Origin of the sequence: Streptomyces sp. NPDC047515 (assembly GCF_040643055.1) — a bacterium.
Lineage (GTDB): Bacteria > Actinomycetota > Actinomycetes > Streptomycetales > Streptomycetaceae > Streptomyces.
The window spans coordinates 1-16872 of record NZ_JBEYTM010000014.1 but is presented as its reverse complement, the minus strand read 5'-3'; the positions used below and the strand labels follow the sequence as shown (position 1 = coordinate 16872).

Below are 16872 nucleotides of genomic sequence, written 5' to 3'. Positions count from 1 at the left end.
ATGCTGGAGTTGGGCTCGTTGCGAGCAGAGGTGCTTCGTGCCGCGCGCGCGGCCTTCAAAAGCATTGTCGGTACCCAGGCGGAGGAGGACTACTGCGGTTTTGCCCTGTATTCGGATGCCGACGCGGTGACGGTGTGCTGCTCGGTGAACACCCGGGCACATCTCGCCCGAGCGCAGGCGGAAGACCCTGATAACTCTGAGTACTACCTGTGGAGCCCGGCCGAGTGGGCGCTGGAGGGCATCGGTCACGAGCATTTCGCTGCCCTGTGCCGACGGCTGTTCGCCGATGGCGAGGAGTATGTCCAGCGTCGCGAAGCGGTGTACGAGGCGTGCGTCACGGCGCTGGAATCACTCGTCGACGACGGCGTCTTCGGCACAGGCACAGAACACGTTGTCGTCTTCGCCGTCTCCGACTTCGAAGACCCGGTCCGAGAAGCGGAATGGATCCGCCGCCTCAATCCGCCGGGTCAGGCTGGTCAGTTCGCTCGCTGGCTCCATGCCGCGTCGCCACATACATAAAGAGGTCGAGGTCAGGAAGTCTCGGGCTGGGCAGCTTGCCGCGGACCGAGGCGTCGCCGTAGTTCGAGGTTCTCGCTCTGGGCGGTCTCCAGGGCTTGCCGGAGTGCCCGGACTTCGTTGCGGTGGCGCTGCTTGAGCTCGGTGAGCTGGGTGGTGAGGGTGCGGACGACGCTGCTGGGCGAGTCGTCGGGGGGGTCCACGGCCGCTCGCGGTGGGTGATTTTGCTGCTGGGCGCGGAGCTGTTCGACGCGCTGGCGGATCTCAGTGCACCGGTAGAGGAAGTCGAGTGAGACATTGGCGGTCTGTGCGAGGCCGCGGAAGGTGATGGGCTGGCTGGTGCGGATCATCTCGCGCAGACCCTGTTCGGCCCGGGTCTGGGCGGCGGCGCTCTTGCGGGCGGCGGCCTGGCGGAGGTTGTCGGGGTTGCCGCGCATGCTGGTCACCTCCGATCCTGGCTGCGGGCGATGGCGTCGGTGCGGGCTCCGACGCCGGCCCCACGGACGGCTTGGGGTTCGTCGGCGAGCCGGGTCGCTTCAAGCTTGAGGATGATGCGGCCGAGGGCGTCCTGCTCCTGGCGGCGTCCGGCGAGCCAGATGTTGTCCTCGCCCATCGGCTGGCCGGTGCGGGCCGTGAAGGCCCCCTGCCGTTCCTCGATGAGCTGGTCGGTGCGGTGCCGCTGGGATGTGAGCTCGGGCAGGTAGGTGGCGTCGGTGGCGAACTTGTCGCAGGTCAGGCAGGCGTTGCCCTTCGCGCAGACCTGACGGGGCGGCAGCAGGCACAGTCCATTGGGCAGGATCCGATCAGTGCGCTTGTCCAGCTCCAGCATGTCGTAGAGGTCGCGCGGGTCGGTGGTCAGCTCGCGGGCGTCAGCGGTGATCTTCCGGTAGCGCAGAAACTCGCGCTCGTGGGTCTCGGCGAGGGTCTGCGCGTAATTCATCAGCATGGTCGGAGACAGGTGTCCGAAGTAGCGCTGGACGACGTGCATCGGGACGCCGGCGTTGAGCAGACTGGTGGCCCGGGTGTGCCGGAAACGGTGGGTGCGGTTGAAGTCCACCAGCCGCCCGGCCTCATCACGGATGTCGAGCCGGGCGGCGAACTCGCTGAGCTTCTCGCGGACGACTTCCACGGTCAGCGGCCGGTCGGCCCGGCGGTTGAGCTTGCGCGCCAGGAACAGGTACTTCGGCCGGGTGCCAGGGATCCAGTCGTCAGCCCGGTGCGCGTCGACCCACTGCTGCTGGGCTGTGATGATGGCGACGATCTCGGAGTCCACCAGGATCGTGTCCGGAGCCTTGTCGATTTTCGTCTGCTGGTAGCGGAGCTTGGCCACGAAGGCGCCTTCGTCGTCCGGGGCCGTGGTAGGGCGGTTCAGGGGCAGCAGCGGGTCGCGGTCGAGCATGACGAGTTCGCTGATCCGTCGTCCGGTGCGGGTCAGCAGCATCAGCACGTTCATGACCTGCTGGTCCCCGAGGCCGCTCTCATCCTCCGGGGATCCGAGCAGGTGGATGTTGGCCATGATCTGGCTGAAGGCACCGTCGTCGATGACGTACTGCAGGTCGGGGCGGACGCGGGGGCGCTTCTTCTCGCTGCGGCGCCACAGCACGGTGTGATGCGGACCCAGACGCAACCAGCCGGGCTCGTCGAGCGCGCGGGTCGCCGTCTCCCGGTTGTCGTGCATGAAGACGTAGAACTGCTCGACATCGGTGATCAGGTCAGTGATCCGCAACTGCGACAGCGGCTCGCCGCGGTTCGGGCCACCGCGGGAGGGCAGTTCGCACAGGTAGCTGCGGTAGTCGAGCATGAAGGCCCTCAGCGCGGCGGCGTCATCGCACAGCCAAGGGCCGGGCACGGGCCGCTGGGCCAAGTAGTCGCTGAAGATGCCGATACCGCCCCGGCGGGCCCGAGCGGTGGACCAGGTCAGTTCGCTGGTCTCCAGGTGGACCTTCAGGTACCACTGCAACCCGTGCCGCAGCCACAGCGGCTCCAGGCTATGGAAGTGCAGACGCCCTGCTCCCTGTGGTTCGTGCGGACGTCGAGGGATGCGGGCGTCGAGCCGCAGCCCCCAGGTCTCGCGCTGCCACCAGGGCCGCTCGTCACACGCCCACCAGAGCATCCGGTAGCAGCTCCGCAGCAGGCGCTCCATCGCCCGGCGCGTGGTGAGCGCGGGAAGCTCACCCGTCCGCCGGGCCCGAGTGACGGCCAGGGTATGGAACCACCACTGCGGTGTGCGCTCCAGCAGCGAGACCGGGACCACGTCCATGGACTCGAACGCCTCGTTCAGCCGCCGCAGCAGGGTCTGGAAGGTGGGCACTTGCACCTTGGCGCCGGTGTCCATGAACTTCCAAGCACACCAGGTCAGTTCACGCGCGATGACGGGAGGAAGGACAGCGAAGTCCAGATTGAACCGGCGGCTGAGATCTTGGCCTGCAGGGCGGGTGAAGCCCCCTGCGAACTCCGGTGGGATGTCCGGCGAGTGCCAGGTCAGCGTTCGCAGACCCGGCGGGATCTGCGACCACAGGACATCCAGGGTTTCCGGGTGGAAGCCGACCGGCTCGCTGAGCTTGTCCAGTGTGGCGATGACGCTCATGAGCAGGCTCCGATCAGGCCGGCCGCCTCGGTGGCGGCTCGCCACCCAGCGGTCAGTGCTTTCCAGTCGGCCACGGCCCGCAGCTCGGCGTCGTCGGTGACGTGGGCATAGGTGTTCATCGTGGTCTGGACGTCGGTGTGGCCGAGCCGGCGGCTGACCACGTGCATCGGCACTCCGGACAGCAGAAGTGCTGTGGCGTGGCTGTGCCGGAACCAATGGGGTGTCCAGCCGTCCGGGACCTGCCCGGCCAGCTGGCGGCGGAGCCGGTCGACCAGGTCGTAGACGCTGTCCGGCTTCCAGGGGGCGAACCGCGGTTCGCGGGCGAGGTTGACGAAGACGTACCAGCCGTCGAGGTCGGCGACCGCCAGGTCGGCCCCGGCATCGCAGAGCTGCCACAGGTACTCGCCGTAGAGCCGGTCGAGCTCATCGGAGACGTAGAGCTTGCGGTAGCCGCCGCCCTTCACCCGCAGCCCGTGCGGATGCTCCCTCGGGACGACCTCGATGAACGGGCTATCGCCTCGGCCGGTGTGCCAGTCACGGTGATGGAGCCCGAGGGCCTCACCCAGCCGCAGTCCAGTCTCAGCCAGCAGCGCCCACAGCAGGCGGTCGCGCACCGAACCGCACCACTCACCCGCCGCTGGATCCCAGACCGCGCACGCGTCGCAGACCCTGTCGATCTGTCGGGGCGTCAGCACCGGGGGCACGGCGGGACGCTGCTGACGTACCCGGATAACAGTCTGACGACGACCCTTACGGCGCGCGATGTGCTCCAGCATCGGCTTGTAGCGGCCACCGCCCCCGTGCACCAGGCGGTGCAGGTCCCCGCCGACATCAATCCCGTTGAGCCGGTGGAACTCGTAGCAGGACAGCACCGCGCGCAGCCGCACCGCGACGGTCGACTCACCGAACCGGGGCTGCCCTGGCGTCAATGCCGCGACCTGGGGGCCCTCGCCGGTCCGCAGCCAGGTCAGGAAGGCACCGAAGTCCTCCAACGTCACCGCGTCCCACACCAGGCGGAAGGCGTCCAGATACTGCCACCACAATGCCAGGGCCCGGGCGTAGGACTTCACCGTGTTCGGCGAGACCTTCTGCACCCGCAGGTACTCCAGATACTCCTCCGCCGGTCCCACCACCCGGTGGTCACAGCCCAGCACGGTCCACGTCCGCTCGCCCCCATCGAGAGTGAGGCGCTGCGTACGGAACCCCGAGAGATCATTCACGGTCGTCACGTCCAACACCGTTGCGTTAGCGCCTTGAGCGGCTGCTGAGGCCGTGCTCGAAGAATCCGATCTCGGTGCGGACGGTGTAGTTCTGGGCTTGCTGGGGGTGCTGTCCGGCGTTGGGTCCGTACTTGCTGGTGGGGTTCTTGCGGGTGCGGGCCTTGACGCGTTGACGGCGGTGGGCGGGTAGGAGGTTGTCCAGGGCGGCCCGGCCGATCGCGCCGACCAGGCTGGCGACTGTCTCGGGGAAGATTCCGCGGGCGGCGGTGACGGTATCGGCGGCAGCGGTGAGAGTGACAGTGAAGCTGATCCGCTGGTGGGGGATCTCCGGGTGGCCCGTGAGAACGTCGTTGCCGGCGCGTGTCAGGGCCTGGTAGGCGGTGAGCAGGGCGTAGACCTCTTGGTCGAGGCCGTCGATACTGCGGGAGCGCAGGACGCGGCCGTCGAGCATGGTCGCCTTGATCGAAAAGTAGGCGGTTTCTGCTTCCCACCTGCGGTGATAGAGATCGACGAGTTCGGTCGCCGGGTAGCGGACGGGGTCCAGCAGGTTGGTGATCAGCCGCCACTGCTCGGTGCGCACGGTGCCGTCGGCCAGGGTGACGGTGAGGGTGGCCTCGATGACGCGTACCGGCAGCAGTTTGGGCAGGACGCCGTAGCCGATGCGGGCGAGGTAGGAGCCGTCGCCCAGGTGCCCGGCCGGGGTGGGGACACGGCGGGCTCCGGAGCGGACCAGGAACCGTGCCCCGCTGCGGTGGACGGCGTCAAGGAACTCGTTGCCGTCGAAGGCCGCGTCGGCCAGCAGGAGCATCGTCGTGTCCAGTGCGGGCAGAAGCCGTCTGGCATAGGGGAGTTCGCCCTCGGACTCCGGCCCGAAGGCGGCGGCTATGACCGCGCGGGTGCCGCACTCCACCAGCACCAGCAGGCGCAGCAGCGGATAGCCGAACTCCAGGGTCTCTCCGGCCCGTTTGGGGTAGCGCCAGGTGAGGGTCTCGTCGTCGGGGGTGTGCAGCAGGGTCCCGTCCACCGCGACCGTGCGCAGGCCCCGGTAGAAGGACCCGGCCTGCCCGGGACGGGCGACGGGCCCGGCGAGCGTCTCGAACAGCACCCGCAGAGGCGCGGACCCCACCCTGCGTCTGGCCCGCGTCAACGAGGAGACCGCAGGACGCACCAGGGCCAGCGGCGTCAGGGCGGCGGTCAGCTTGGACCACACCACGCGGTACGAGCAGTGCTCGAACAACGCGAGAGCGAGCACGAAGTACACCACCACCCGCGACGGCAGCAGCCGCAGGCGCCGCTCGACGGTCCTGGTCTCCTCCAGCACCGCGTCCACCAGCGCGAAGTCCACGATCTGGGTCAACTCCCCCAGATGACCCGGCGCGAACACACCCCCGGCAGTCTCGATCGTGGACGTGATGACAGACTTCTCCTGCAACGGGACCCCTGACCTTGATCGACTTTCTTCGCCGATCGTTGATCTATCAGGCGGTCCCGTTGCACTGCTCGGCAGGGCTTGACTTACAGCTCAAGGGCCAAACGCAACGGTGTTGTCGTCACGTCCCGTAACGTACGCACCCCGGATACCCCGTCCGCGAGAGCGCCGAGACACGCCCTAAAGATCACTCATGCTGCGTAGCGGACGGCCTCCGGCCGCCCCAGATAACACACGCCACACGGGATGAAGTGCGTGAACAGCGCGATGTAGGTATCCGAGACGTGGTGGTAGGCAATGCCACCCGGCTTGCCGTACCGGACGCTCGTCTCGGAGAGCAGGTTGTCGAGATAGGTGTCCATGTGGGTGCCGTCCGCCGCCACCGCGGTCCCGTCACCCCACGCCTGCGAGATGTCCAGGCGGGCGTGTGCGTTGACCAGGTCGGCAACCGCCTCGTTCAGCAGCACGATCGAGAAGTGCTTGTTGGCGACGTACGACAGCTCGTGCCCGCTCACGCCGGGGATGTGCCGCGCAGCCTCGTACGGGCCCATGTTGGTGCCCTTGACGAACGTGACGATCACGTAGCGGCCCAAGGGGTCAGTGAGCTTGGGCTCGTTGCCCGACGGCGGCCCGAAGCGGCGCCACCACTCCACCCAGTACGCGGTCCTCGCCACGATCCCCATCAGGGACCGCTCCGGCATCCGTGCCTTGATCTCCTGCTCCAGCCGCTTCGCCGAGGGCCGCTGACCGTCGGCCCGGTACGCCTTCAGCGACGGGATGCCCGTCTCCGGGTCGATGACCAGGCCCTCGTTCTCCGGGTACCCGGCGTCCGCCGCCGCGGCAGTGTTCCGCAGCTTGTCCTCCAGCTGTCGGCGGAAGAGCTTCGCGTCGAATTCGGCGCTCTCGCCCGGCTCGGCGAGGCCCACCTCCACCAGGTAGGTCCCCAGCGTCTCCTGGACGACCTCCCAGTCCAGCAGCTGCTCGGACCAGTCGGCGTACTCCTCCGAGCCGACCACTGCGACGTCGCCGGTACGCAGCTCCTCCGCCAGCGCGGTGAAGACCATTGCCTCGAATTGCTTGCGCACGAACTGCCCGGTCCGGGTCTTGTCGATCACGGCCTTGCGCCAGTTCTGGGTTGCGAAGGAGATGTCGACCTCCTTGCCCTCCTCGTTGAAGGCGGTGATGTACTCGCCGCGGGCCGCCTGGTGCCGCTGGGCGTGTGCCAGCGCGTCCAGCACCCGGCTGTCCTCGCTGGTCGCGGTGAACTTCAGGTTCTCGGCGCCGGCTAGGTCGAACATGACCGCCCGGTCCCGGCCGATCTGCCCGTACAGCAGGACTTCCCAGAAGTTGCCGTGGTGGGCGGAGACCTTCTCGATCTGCTCATACTGCTTGGCGAACCCGCCGAAACCCTCCACCGCCTGCGTGACCGCGCCGAACCCTCCGGCCTGCACCATCTGTGCCTTGATCAGGGCGATCACTGCCGGGGAGACCTTGCCCTCCAGTCGCTTCGTGACCTCGTCCGCCGATGCCTCCTCGTCCAGGCCCTCCAGGGCCTGGCGGGTTTCGACGGTCATGGCCGCGGCCTGCGTAAGCGCCTCCTGGGCCGGGCCACCCTCGTCGATGTGCTTGAGCACGGTGCGGTAGTTCCCGATCAGGGCCTCGACGATCTCCCGCTCGGCGAGCCGGATCTCCTCCAGTTCCGCCTTGGCCTTCTTGATCTTCGTCGCCACGCGCTTGCAGAACATCGTCGCGAGGTCGTCCCGCACCCGCATCCTCGCCTTGTGAGTCAAGGCCGCGATCAGCGCGATGCGTTTGACTGGGACGAAGTCCCTCAGCTCCGAGGCGTCCGCCGCGTCCGCTTCCCCGGCGAAGTCGGTGATCTTCCCGGCGGCGACGCCGTCCATCCACACATCGGTGTCGCCGAGACCGTCCAGCCATTCCAGACGCTTGGTCAGGTTCTTGAAGTGCGACCAGGTCGGGCCCTTGGCGGGCTTCTTCAGCCGGTTGAACAGCGTCGTTCCGCCGCTGTCGCGTTCCTCCAGCAATCGCATGAGCCCTGCCCGCTGAGCGGCGCTCATGCGGTCGTGGATGCCCTTGCGGATCGAGGCGTTCACCTCGGTGCGGATCTTCGAGGCCATCTTGTCGAAGGTGGAGAACCCCGGCAGCTCCAGCCCGGCCTCCACCACCTTCTCCAACGCGATGTTGATCAGATCCGCCGGGCGGTTCTTCGCCGCGGCCTCCTTGCGGATCGACTGCTCGACGATCCCCCGGGCCTTGGCCTGGTCGTACGTCACGCCGGCTTGCTTGCGGACCAGACCACGGTGATGCTTGGCCGTCCTCTCCGCCCGGTATGCCGGCAGCGTGCCCTCCGGCAGCTCCACCGCCCGCCGGACGAAGTCCACCACCATCTCCGGGACGTCCTCCAGCGCCGGGAAACACCCCATACGCCGGTACGACTTCAGCATCAGCAGCAGGGCCAGCAGATGCTCATCGCAGTCCGTGGCATCAGCCGCCCACTCCAACTCATCGCGACTCGGGGAGAAGAACAGATGCAGCTCATGCGCGGTGATCAGCCGCTTGAACCGCGGATACGCGGTCCGTTCAATCGATGTCACAACCCACCCCAGGCCCTAGACGACGCTCAGCATCACCACCAACGACACTGAGCCGAATGGGTGACGGGCGACGGGCACTCAGGGCTTCAAGATCATCCTGTTGCCCCTTTGGCGCGTATCTCGGTCACACCCCTATGGACGCCCTGCGGACGGGAACGGTTCAGGCTCGACGGTGACAAGCAGCGTCGGGGAGGCTCCCACGCCGCGAAGATGCCGTACTTGCCTGAAGAACCCGTAGATATCCGTCAGGCACAGAGCATTGAGGGGCACATGCCTCACATGCCTATCGCCCGCTCGACACCCGAGACAACGGCAGGGATTCATGGGTTCACGGCAGAAGTTCGCAGGAACGCGGCAGAAAGTTACGGAGAGTAGCGACATGGGTGTGATTTGTGTACGGTGTGTGCCGTACGTCGAGCCTGTCGGTTCCGACTCCAGTGCCCAGCTGGAGAGCTGATGGTCCGGCCCGAAACGAGGGCACCGTGAGTAATCCGATTGAAGAAATCGCCTACACAGCCCTCGGTGGTGTAGCCCGCAAGGGAACCGCCCTGGCCGGGCAGTATGGCGCCGAACACTCTGCGTTTGTAGCGTTCCGGCGACGCATCAACTACCTGCTCAGTTTGGCTAGCAAGGAAGAACGCAAGTCTGAAGTCAACAAGGACCGCGCGGGCATTGACGGTGTCGTCACTGCTGCCCGTGCCGCCCACTCCGCCTACGTCGACTACGAAGACGTCTTCGGAAACATCCGCATGACCATCTACGCCAAGATCGACGACTACACCCGGAGCGACAAGACCCGGCTCAACTGGCGCCTCAATGAGGAAGGGTTCGAGTACGCGGCCATCATTCGGTACGAAGAATACTGTGGATTCCAAGGCAAGGTAGACAATTTGCACGCCGCCATGACAAGCGACTTGCCGTCCTGGTACCCGCACCCCAACTTGCCGCCCAAGAGTCAGCACCACCAACGCGAACCGATCGCGGAACTCCTCGCCGCGCTCAGGCATGCATACGAGGACCTGAGTGACTTGATCAACCACGCTTAAACCCCAGGAGTCGGCGTATGCGTCCAGCCTCCCGCCGACCCGGATCAGGGTTTGCCCAGTAGCCGTGCGAGCGGCGATCTGGCTGAAGGGTGGCAGCCCAAGGTCGCCGTGGGCCAGTGCGCTCAGAAGATGTGGAGTTGCTTGCCGCTGTGGCGGCGGATGGTCGAGTAACCCGCCCAGGGGTGTCCTGCTTGCGCGGCATGCAGTTCGGTGGCGAGGGGGCTGTAGCCGAGGGCCTTGGCTACCAGTGCCGGTGGCATCTCCATGACGAGATCTCGCAGGGCAGAGTTTCGCCCGCGACGGATGGGGATGCCGCTGTCCCATAGGCCTTTGTGGAGCGTCGCGGATGCCATTGGCTGCCCAGGCACGGCACCGGGGAAGAGCCAGCGGGTGCGGTTGTTGCGGGCAGTTGTCGTGTGGCGCCGTTGCGGCAGGTAGTCGCGAAAGAGCTGGTCAAAGGGGTGGGGAACAGGGACGGGTTCCCCACCGGTGAGGTGAACGATGACCTCCTCATCGGTGATCTCGATGTCGTCGATGCTCATGCGTGAGATCCGTGTCACTGGCTGAGCGAAGAGAAGGACGAGTAGCCCGAGTACTCGGGTTTCGAGACGGATAGAGCTGTCTTCGGCGATGCGTCGGAGGAAGTGCAGTCGCTTGGTCTGGCCGATGGAATCGAGCTTTGCCGAGCGGATCCAGGGGAAGTCGACCGGGGCCATGACGCGGGTGCGAACGGCCCAGTGCACGAAGGTTGCCGCGCTGCGGCGGGTACCTGTGCCGGTGGCGAGCCATTCGTCCACGTGCCCTTGTGCACAGGTCATAGGGGTGCGGCCGCGCTCCCGCAGCCAGGCCAGGAAGTCGGCTCCGGCGCGGACGTCGGCGCGGGCCCGGGCCACGGTCGTCGGTGCGACAGCCCCGCGGGCGTCGAGCTCACGCAGCCGCCGTAGATGGTGCCAGGTGGCGAAGCGGTGAATTAGCTGCTGATCCTCGGGGTTGGCGATTTGCGGCGTCTTCCACTCCAGCCAGCGTAGAAATTCCACCTCGGCCCGGTTACGTTCTGCCAGGATCCCGGTAGTGACGAGAAGTTCGCGTGTGTGCTCTGCGGCCTGCCGTGGGGTGAAGTTGTCAAAGGTCTCGTGGTCGAGGGGCAGACTGCCGTCCGCGAGTCCGCGCAAAAGCGTCTTGACGTGTGGGAATCGGGTCCATAGCCGGGCGCTGACCGGTCGATCCTGGGTGACCAAGGCATCGACGAGTGGACGCAGCGGCGGCGCGATCTGGCCTGTGCCGTCATCGAGAAGGGTTGCCAGGTCGTCCTGGAGGCAGCAGCGGTGGCAGGGGCCTCGACGGCCGCGGTCGGCTTCTTCTCCACAGCGTGTGCAGTGGAAGTCACGGGGGATGCCCGCGCAATCGCGGCAGATGGGGACGCGGTCTGTGTCGAGGCCGGGCAGGAGTCGTTCGACGCCGCAGGCTGGGCAGGCGCCGCGGCACTGCATGGCACGGTAGTAGCAGCGGCCGCAGACGAATCCCTCGGGCCATTTGGCGACGCCGTAGCGGCCGTTGATGACGCCGCAGCGTGCGCAGGGCTTCTTGCAGCGGGGCATCTCAATCAGTCCGTCGTACTCGTGCCCGTCGCGGGCGGATGGTGCTGTTCAGGTCGATGACCGTGGGCCCGCCGGAGGCCGCTCGACGGGGCTGCTGCGTGGTCTGTACTTCGAATCGGCACAGGTCCTCGACGTTGCACTCCAGCGCGTCACAGAGGGCGCCGAGCAAGGCCAGTGACAGGCGTTCCGGTCGTTGGCCGACCAAGCGGTAGATCTGTGAGGCTGACAGGTCGATGCTCCGATCCTTGAGAAGCGGAATCAAGTCGGAGATGTTGTTGAGGCCGCGTGCGGCCATGATCTCCCGCAAACGCCAGGAGTACGTCACCGAACGGTTCATGGAGCGACCTCCCCCACACTCACTCGGTGCCCGATGCGATCCAGGGCAGCCCGCACGGTGCGGGCCCGGTAATCGGGGGAAACGTGCGTGTAGATCGTGGTGGTCGACGCATGTTCGTGGCCGACCTGCTGCTGCACGAACAGAGAGTCGTAGCCGGCCTCGATGAGGTGGGAAACGTACGACCTCCGCAGCGAGTGGAAGTCCAGTCCTTCCGCTAGCCCCAGCTCGTGCCGGCAGCGCGTGAACAGGGACGTCACGGAGGAGAGACACAGGAGCGATCCTCGCTCCGAGGGCCAGAGCGCGGGGGAGTCTGCCTCTGCGAGCAACGGGCGGACCTCCTCGACCCACTGCCCGAGGGCGTCCGTCGCCCAGTCGAACAAGGGGACCGTCAGCACGGCCCGCCGTTTGGGCGGTGAACCGCGCATGGCCTTCCCGAAGCGGACGTGGACGATGCCGTAGCTGCCGAACTCCGGTGCCTTGGGGTTGCTGCCCAGATCGCACAGTTCGAGGCGTCGGACCTCGTTGCGGCGCAGGCCCCAGCTGTATGCGACCTTCAGCAAGGTTGCATCGCGGAAGGCGGTGAGCCACCCCTTGCGGCCGGAGGACTGCGCGGCCACGGCGCGCTCGTCGGCGTGGTCGAACAGCGCCTGCAGTTCGTTGTGAGTGAGGGCTCGCTTGCCGGGCCCTGCCTGGGCTTCCTGGGTGTGTCGGGCAGTGTTCCACTCATGGCAGATCTGCACGGGATGGGTGCCGAACCGTGTCTCGCACTCGGTCGACCAGCCGTAGGCAGGATCGGTGAGGTAGCCCATGAAGAGCCTGATCCCGGTCTGGTAGCCGAGCACCGTCGAGCGGCTATTCCGCCGGACTCCTCGCGCCTCGGTGGTGAACTCGTCCACGTGCGCAGCCGTCCACAGCCACGGGTCGGCGCCGGTGAAGGCCCGGAAGCGCCGGATGAGCGCTTCTCGTTGCTCGACCGTGCCGAAGCTGAGATTGCGGGCCAGCTGCTGGTTGCGCCAGCCGTCCAGCATCGCCTGGAAGACCTGGTCCTCCGGGTGAAGCAGGGGCACACCTGCCGCCAGATACAGGTGAGCCGATCCGTCATTGGGCACCACGGGCCGCCTCGCATAGATCGCGAAAAATTCGCATGTTCTGCGAACGACGCTGGTCAGGGCAAGGACACGCGCGGTCACCACATTGTGTGGATGGAGACCGAAGGGGCGGCTGTAGCCCTGTGCTGACGTGTATAAACGCTCTCGACTGCACCAGACACGCAGCTCAGAGGTGTTCTGCCGGACGGACTCCGGTGGGCCGTGATTGCGCGTACGCGCACCGTCACGGGTTCGCACCTTCTGCGATTCCCCATCTTTCGTGACTGATACTGGGTGCGTTATGGAATTCGTCATCCTTGCTGTAGTCATCGCCCTGGTCGCGGTCGGCGTGATCAGCGGGCTCGTGGTCAGCGGCCGCAAGAAGAAGCAGCTGCCCCCGGCACCGTCGAGCACGCCGACCATCACTCCTCCCGCCGAACCTCATGTCGGCGAGGAGGCCGAAACGCCGCGCGAGGAACCGCGCCGCCCCATCGAGGAGGTCGGCCCCCCGTCGGCCGAGGCTCCCGTCGAGGAGGTCCCCGAGGCCGTCGGGCCGGAGGCGCCCGTCGCCCCCGCCCTCGAAGTGCCCGAGCCCACCGCCGGCCGACTGGTACGGCTGCGTGCCCGGCTCGCCCGCTCGCAGAACTCCCTCGGCAAGGGACTGCTCACGCTCCTGTCCCGCGACAACCTCGACGAGGAGACCTGGGAGGAGATCGAGGACACGCTCCTCACCGCCGACGTGGGCGTCGCGCCCACCCAGGAACTGGTGGAGCGGCTCCGTGAACGCGTCCGTGTCCTCGGCACCCGTACGCCCGAAGGGCTGCGCACGTTGCTGCGCGAGGAGCTCCTCACCCTGCTGGGCACGGACTTCGACCGCGAGGTCAAGACGGAGAGCGGTGTCGACACCCCCGGCGTCGTGATGGTCGTCGGCGTCAACGGAACCGGCAAGACCACCACCACCGGCAAGCTGGCCCGGGTGCTCGTCGCCGACGGTCGCAGTGTCGTGCTCGGCGCCGCCGACACCTTCCGGGCCGCCGCCGCCGACCAGCTGCAGACCTGGGGCGAGCGCGTCGGTGCCCGCACCGTGCGCGGTCCCGAGGGCGGCGACCCCGCGTCGATCGCCTTCGACGCGGTGAAGGAAGGCATCGCCGAGGGCGCGGATGTCGTCCTCATCGACACCGCCGGACGGCTGCACACCAAGACCGGGCTGATGGACGAGCTCGGCAAGGTCAAGCGGGTCGTCGAGAAGCACGGGCCGCTGGACGAGATCCTGCTCGTCCTCGACGCCACGACCGGGCAGAACGGCCTCGTGCAGGCCCGGGTGTTCGCCGAGGTCGTCGACATCACCGGCATCGTGCTCACCAAGCTGGACGGCACCGCCAAGGGCGGCATCGTCGTCGCCGTCCAGCGCGAACTGGGTGTACCGGTGAAGCTGGTCGGTCTCGGCGAGGGGCCGGACGATCTGGCTCCGTTCGAGCCCGGGGCGTTCGTGGACGCCCTGATCGGGGACTGACGCCGCACGCACACGAGGAGCCCGACCACATGAGGCAGCTGCGGCCGGGCTCTTCCGTTCCCAGGAGCGACTGCTTTCGGCAGCGGCTGTTCCTGGGAGCGGCTGTGGCGCGCTGACGCCGGCGGCGAGCCGCCGCCTTCGTGGAAGAGGTGGTTCAGCCGCAGAGGGGTGTGCGATGGCAGCTGTACGCCAGCGTGCCCAGCAGCAGCCGTGCCTGCGGCGGCGCGGCCGCCGTGTCCAGCACCGGCGGGCGCAGCCACCGGACCGGGCCGAGGCCGCCCTCGTCGGACGGCGGGGCGGTGATGTGGCAGCCGGGCCCCAGCGCCCGCAGATCGAGCCCCGCGTCGTCCCAGCCCATCCGGTACAGCAGTTGCGGGAGCTCGGCGGCGGCCCCCGGGGCCACGAAGAACCGTGCCCGTCCGGACGGCGTCACCGCGACCGGGCCGAGCGGCAGTCCCATCCGCTCCATGCGGACCAGGGCCCGGCGCCCGGCCGCTTCGGCGACGTCGAGGATGTCGAAGGTGCGGCCCACCGGCAGCAGCATCGAGGCGCCCGGAACCCGGGCCCAGGCCTTCGCCGCCGCGTCGAGCTTCGCACCCGCGGGGACCTCGGGTGCCAAGTCCAGTGGATGGGCGCCGGGGGAGGGGCACGTCGGCTCCCCGCACGAGCAGCGGCCCGAGGCGGCCCGCGTCCCCGGCACGACGGCCCAGCCCCACAGTCCTGTGTACTCGGCCAATGCCGTGCACTCGGCCGCACGGCCGCGGCGCCGTGAGCCGGTGCGCATCTCACGGATGCCGCCGATCGTGAAGCCCATACCCCCTCCAACGGGTCCGACTCGCCGGTGGTTACGACGCGGAGCCGAGCCGTGACGCTCCGGCGCCTCTCTCGATCCGTGGTGCGCCCGGCGCATTCGGGGGCGCGCGACGCCGGTCGCGCGCTCCGAGGCGCATCACTGCACCCACTGACGATCGTCGTGTGTCAAGTGAATCGCGCCGGGCGGGGGTGGCGTTCATCCGAAGGGGTGGCGAATGGTGGCGTTTCTGTCGTCGTCCTCGCCGGGGTGGTGATCGTAGGATTACCGTCGGTACACGAACCATGGAAGTATGTGCGCCCACGGGTATGCCGGAGGCAACCCGATTTCCTGTTCCATTGCACGCGACCTCCGTATGGGCGGCATTGGGCCAGGGCATTCTGAAAAAGGTTCGCGCGACAGCATTTCGGCCGGATGGGGGCGTTCCAGTGAGTGGCAGCGGCGCAGGCGATTCGAATGCCGGTAAGCGCCCCAATGAGCAGTTGGGCTCATGGTTCGTGCGCAGCGGCTGGTCGAAGGGCGAGCTCGCGCGGCAGGTGAACCGCCGGGCGCGCCAGATGGGCGCCCACCACATCAGCACCGACACCTCCCGAGTGCGGCGCTGGCTCGATGGCGAGCAGCCGCGTGAGCCGATCCCGCGCATCCTCTCGGAGCTCTTCTCGGAGCGCTTCGGCTCCGTCGTCGCCATCGAGGACCTCGGACTGCGCTCGGCGCACCAGTCACCGTCCGTGTCTGGTGTCGACCTGCCCTGGGCGGGCCCGCAGACCGTCGCCCTGCTCAGTGAGTTCTCCCGCAGCGATCTGATGCTCGCCCGGCGCGGGTTCCTCGGCTCCTCGCTCGCCCTGGCCGCGGGGCCGGCCCTCATCGAACCCATGCAGCGCTGGCTGGTGCCCGTCGCCGCCTCCGGTCCGGCGGAGCCGGAGCCGTCCGTCGCGGACCGCCGCCCCTCCCGGCTCTCCGGGCCCGAGCTCGACCTGCTGGAGTCCACCACCGCGATGTTCCGCCAGTGGGACGCGCAGTGCGGCGGCGGACTGCGCCGCAAGGCCGTCGTCGGGCAACTCCACGAGGTCACCGATCTGCTGCAGGAACCGCAGCCGGCCGCCACCGCCAAGCGGCTCTTCCGCTGCGCGGCCGAACTGGCGGAGCTGGCCGGCTGGATGAGCTACGACGTCGGCCTCCAGCCCACCGCCCAGAAGTACTTCGTTCTCGCGCTCCACGCCTCGAAAGAGGCCGGCGACAAACCGCTCGGTTCGTATGTTCTGTCCAGCATGAGCCGCCAGATGATCCATCTCGGTCGGCCCGACGACGCGCTCGAACTGATCCACCTGGCGCAGTACGGCAGCCGGGACTGCGCCACCGCGCGTACCCAGGCCATGCTGTATGCGATGGAGGCCCGCGCGTACGCCAATATGGGCCAGCCCAGCAAATGCAAACGGGCCGTCCGGATGGCCGAGGACACCTTTCTCGACGCCGGTATCGACGGCGAGCCCGAGCCCGACTGGATCCGCTTCTTCTCCGAGGCCGAGCTCAACGGCGAGAACTCCCATTCGTTCCGCGACCTCGCCTATGTCGCGGGCCGCAGCCCCACCCACGCCACGCTCGCCGAATCCCGCATGCGCAAGGCCGTCCAGCTCTTCGGCGAGGACGACGAGCACCAGCGGTCGTACGCACTCAACCTGATCGGCCTCGCCACCGTCCATCTCCTCAAGCGCGAGCCCGAGCAGTCCACGCTGCTGGCCGAGCAGGCCCTGCGCGTGGCCAAGAGGATCCGCTCCGAGCGCGTCAACACCCGGCTCCGCAAGACGGTCGACACCGCAGCGAGGGACTTCGGGGACATTCCCGATGTCGCCCAGCTCACCGAGTTGCTCACCGAGCAACTGCCCGAGACCGCCGAGGCGGTCTGAGAGCCTGTCGGGCGGCCTCTGATCGGGCGGCCTCTGATCGGGCGGCCACGCCCTGGCACGCACTCCCCCAAGGCCTTAACGACCTCGCCCGCGATTGTCAGCGGCGTCGCGGCGTCCGGGACCTCCGCCTCCGGCGTTGTCGTCAGTCGCCGACGCTCCTTCCCCAAGCTCTCAGCTGCGTTCGAGCAGGGGAGGCCCCATCCGACTC

At 67.8% G+C, this 16872-nt stretch carries 13 protein-coding genes; 4 read left to right on the top strand and 9 right to left on the bottom strand.

Translation table 11 applies throughout. The annotated features are described in order from the left end of the window. Window positions 1-519: a DUF4303 domain-containing protein gene (locus ABZ826_RS14490; RefSeq protein WP_361446994.1), complete on the top strand. Its 519-nt coding sequence runs from the start codon at window positions 1-3 to the stop codon at window positions 517-519. An 11-nt stretch (window positions 520-530) separates the two neighbouring features. On the opposite strand, the gene ABZ826_RS14485 is transcribed toward ABZ826_RS14490, so the two are convergent. From ABZ826_RS14485 to ABZ826_RS14465, 5 genes are all read right to left on the bottom strand, one after another. Beyond that, the gene (locus ABZ826_RS14485; protein WP_361447197.1) at window positions 531-953 is read right to left on the bottom strand and encodes a DUF6262 family protein; all 423 of its coding nucleotides are present in this window, start codon (window positions 951-953) and stop codon (window positions 531-533) included. 5 nt (window positions 954-958) lie between these two features. Beyond that, window positions 959-3103, bottom strand: a complete 2145-nt coding sequence (locus ABZ826_RS14480) for a tyrosine-type recombinase/integrase (protein WP_361446992.1) — start codon at window positions 3101-3103, stop codon at window positions 959-961. Further along, window positions 3100-4332, bottom strand: a complete 1233-nt coding sequence (locus ABZ826_RS14475; protein ID WP_361446990.1) for a tyrosine-type recombinase/integrase — start codon at window positions 4330-4332, stop codon at window positions 3100-3102. The genes ABZ826_RS14480 and ABZ826_RS14475 overlap by 4 nt, the downstream gene beginning before the upstream one ends. Window positions 4333-4348: 16 nt before the next feature. Continuing rightward, window positions 4349-5755, bottom strand: a complete 1407-nt coding sequence (locus ABZ826_RS14470; protein ID WP_361446988.1) for an IS4 family transposase — start codon at window positions 5753-5755, stop codon at window positions 4349-4351. Between the two features lie 188 nt (window positions 5756-5943). After that, window positions 5944-8367 (bottom strand): Tn3 family transposase, encoded by a 2424-nt coding sequence (locus ABZ826_RS14465; protein ID WP_361446986.1) that lies wholly within the window; start codon window positions 8365-8367, stop codon window positions 5944-5946. Window positions 8368-8849: 482 nt separating this feature from the next. On the opposite strand from ABZ826_RS14465, the gene ABZ826_RS14460 reads away from it, so the two are divergent. Then, window positions 8850-9413 (top strand): hypothetical protein, encoded by a 564-nt coding sequence (locus tag ABZ826_RS14460; RefSeq protein ID WP_361446984.1) that lies wholly within the window; start codon window positions 8850-8852, stop codon window positions 9411-9413. Window positions 9414-9535: 122 nt separating this feature from the next. Here ABZ826_RS14460 and ABZ826_RS14455 read toward each other — a convergent pair whose 3' ends face one another. Genes ABZ826_RS14455 through ABZ826_RS14445 form a run of 3 tightly spaced genes read right to left on the bottom strand, consistent with a single transcriptional unit; the run spans window position 9536 to window position 12460 of the window. Beyond that, window positions 9536-11011 (bottom strand): hypothetical protein, encoded by a 1476-nt coding sequence (locus ABZ826_RS14455; protein ID WP_361446982.1) that lies wholly within the window; start codon window positions 11009-11011, stop codon window positions 9536-9538. Between the two features lies 1 nt (window position 11012). Continuing rightward, a complete protein-coding gene (locus tag ABZ826_RS14450) occupies window positions 11013-11348 on the bottom strand; it encodes a helix-turn-helix transcriptional regulator (RefSeq protein ID WP_361446980.1) in 336 nt (111 codons plus the stop codon). Further along, window positions 11345-12460: a tyrosine-type recombinase/integrase gene (locus ABZ826_RS14445; RefSeq protein ID WP_361446978.1), complete on the bottom strand. Its 1116-nt coding sequence runs from the start codon at window positions 12458-12460 to the stop codon at window positions 11345-11347. The genes ABZ826_RS14450 and ABZ826_RS14445 overlap by 4 nt, the downstream gene beginning before the upstream one ends. 277 nt (window positions 12461-12737) lie before the next feature. On the opposite strand from ABZ826_RS14445, the gene ftsY reads away from it, so the two are divergent. Continuing rightward, the gene (ftsY, locus tag ABZ826_RS14440) at window positions 12738-13949 is read left to right on the top strand and encodes a signal recognition particle-docking protein FtsY (protein WP_361446976.1); all 1212 of its coding nucleotides are present in this window, start codon (window positions 12738-12740) and stop codon (window positions 13947-13949) included. Window positions 13950-14103: 154 nt separating this feature from the next. On the opposite strand, the gene ABZ826_RS14435 is transcribed toward ftsY, so the two are convergent. Further along, entirely contained in the window at window positions 14104-14763 is a 660-nt protein-coding gene (locus tag ABZ826_RS14435) for a bifunctional DNA primase/polymerase (RefSeq protein WP_361446974.1), read from the bottom strand. Window positions 14764-15188: 425 nt separating this feature from the next. On the opposite strand from ABZ826_RS14435, the gene ABZ826_RS14430 reads away from it, so the two are divergent. Then, entirely contained in the window at window positions 15189-16664 is a 1476-nt protein-coding gene (locus ABZ826_RS14430; protein ID WP_361446972.1) for a hypothetical protein, read from the top strand. Window positions 16665-16872: the final 208 nt, after the last annotated feature.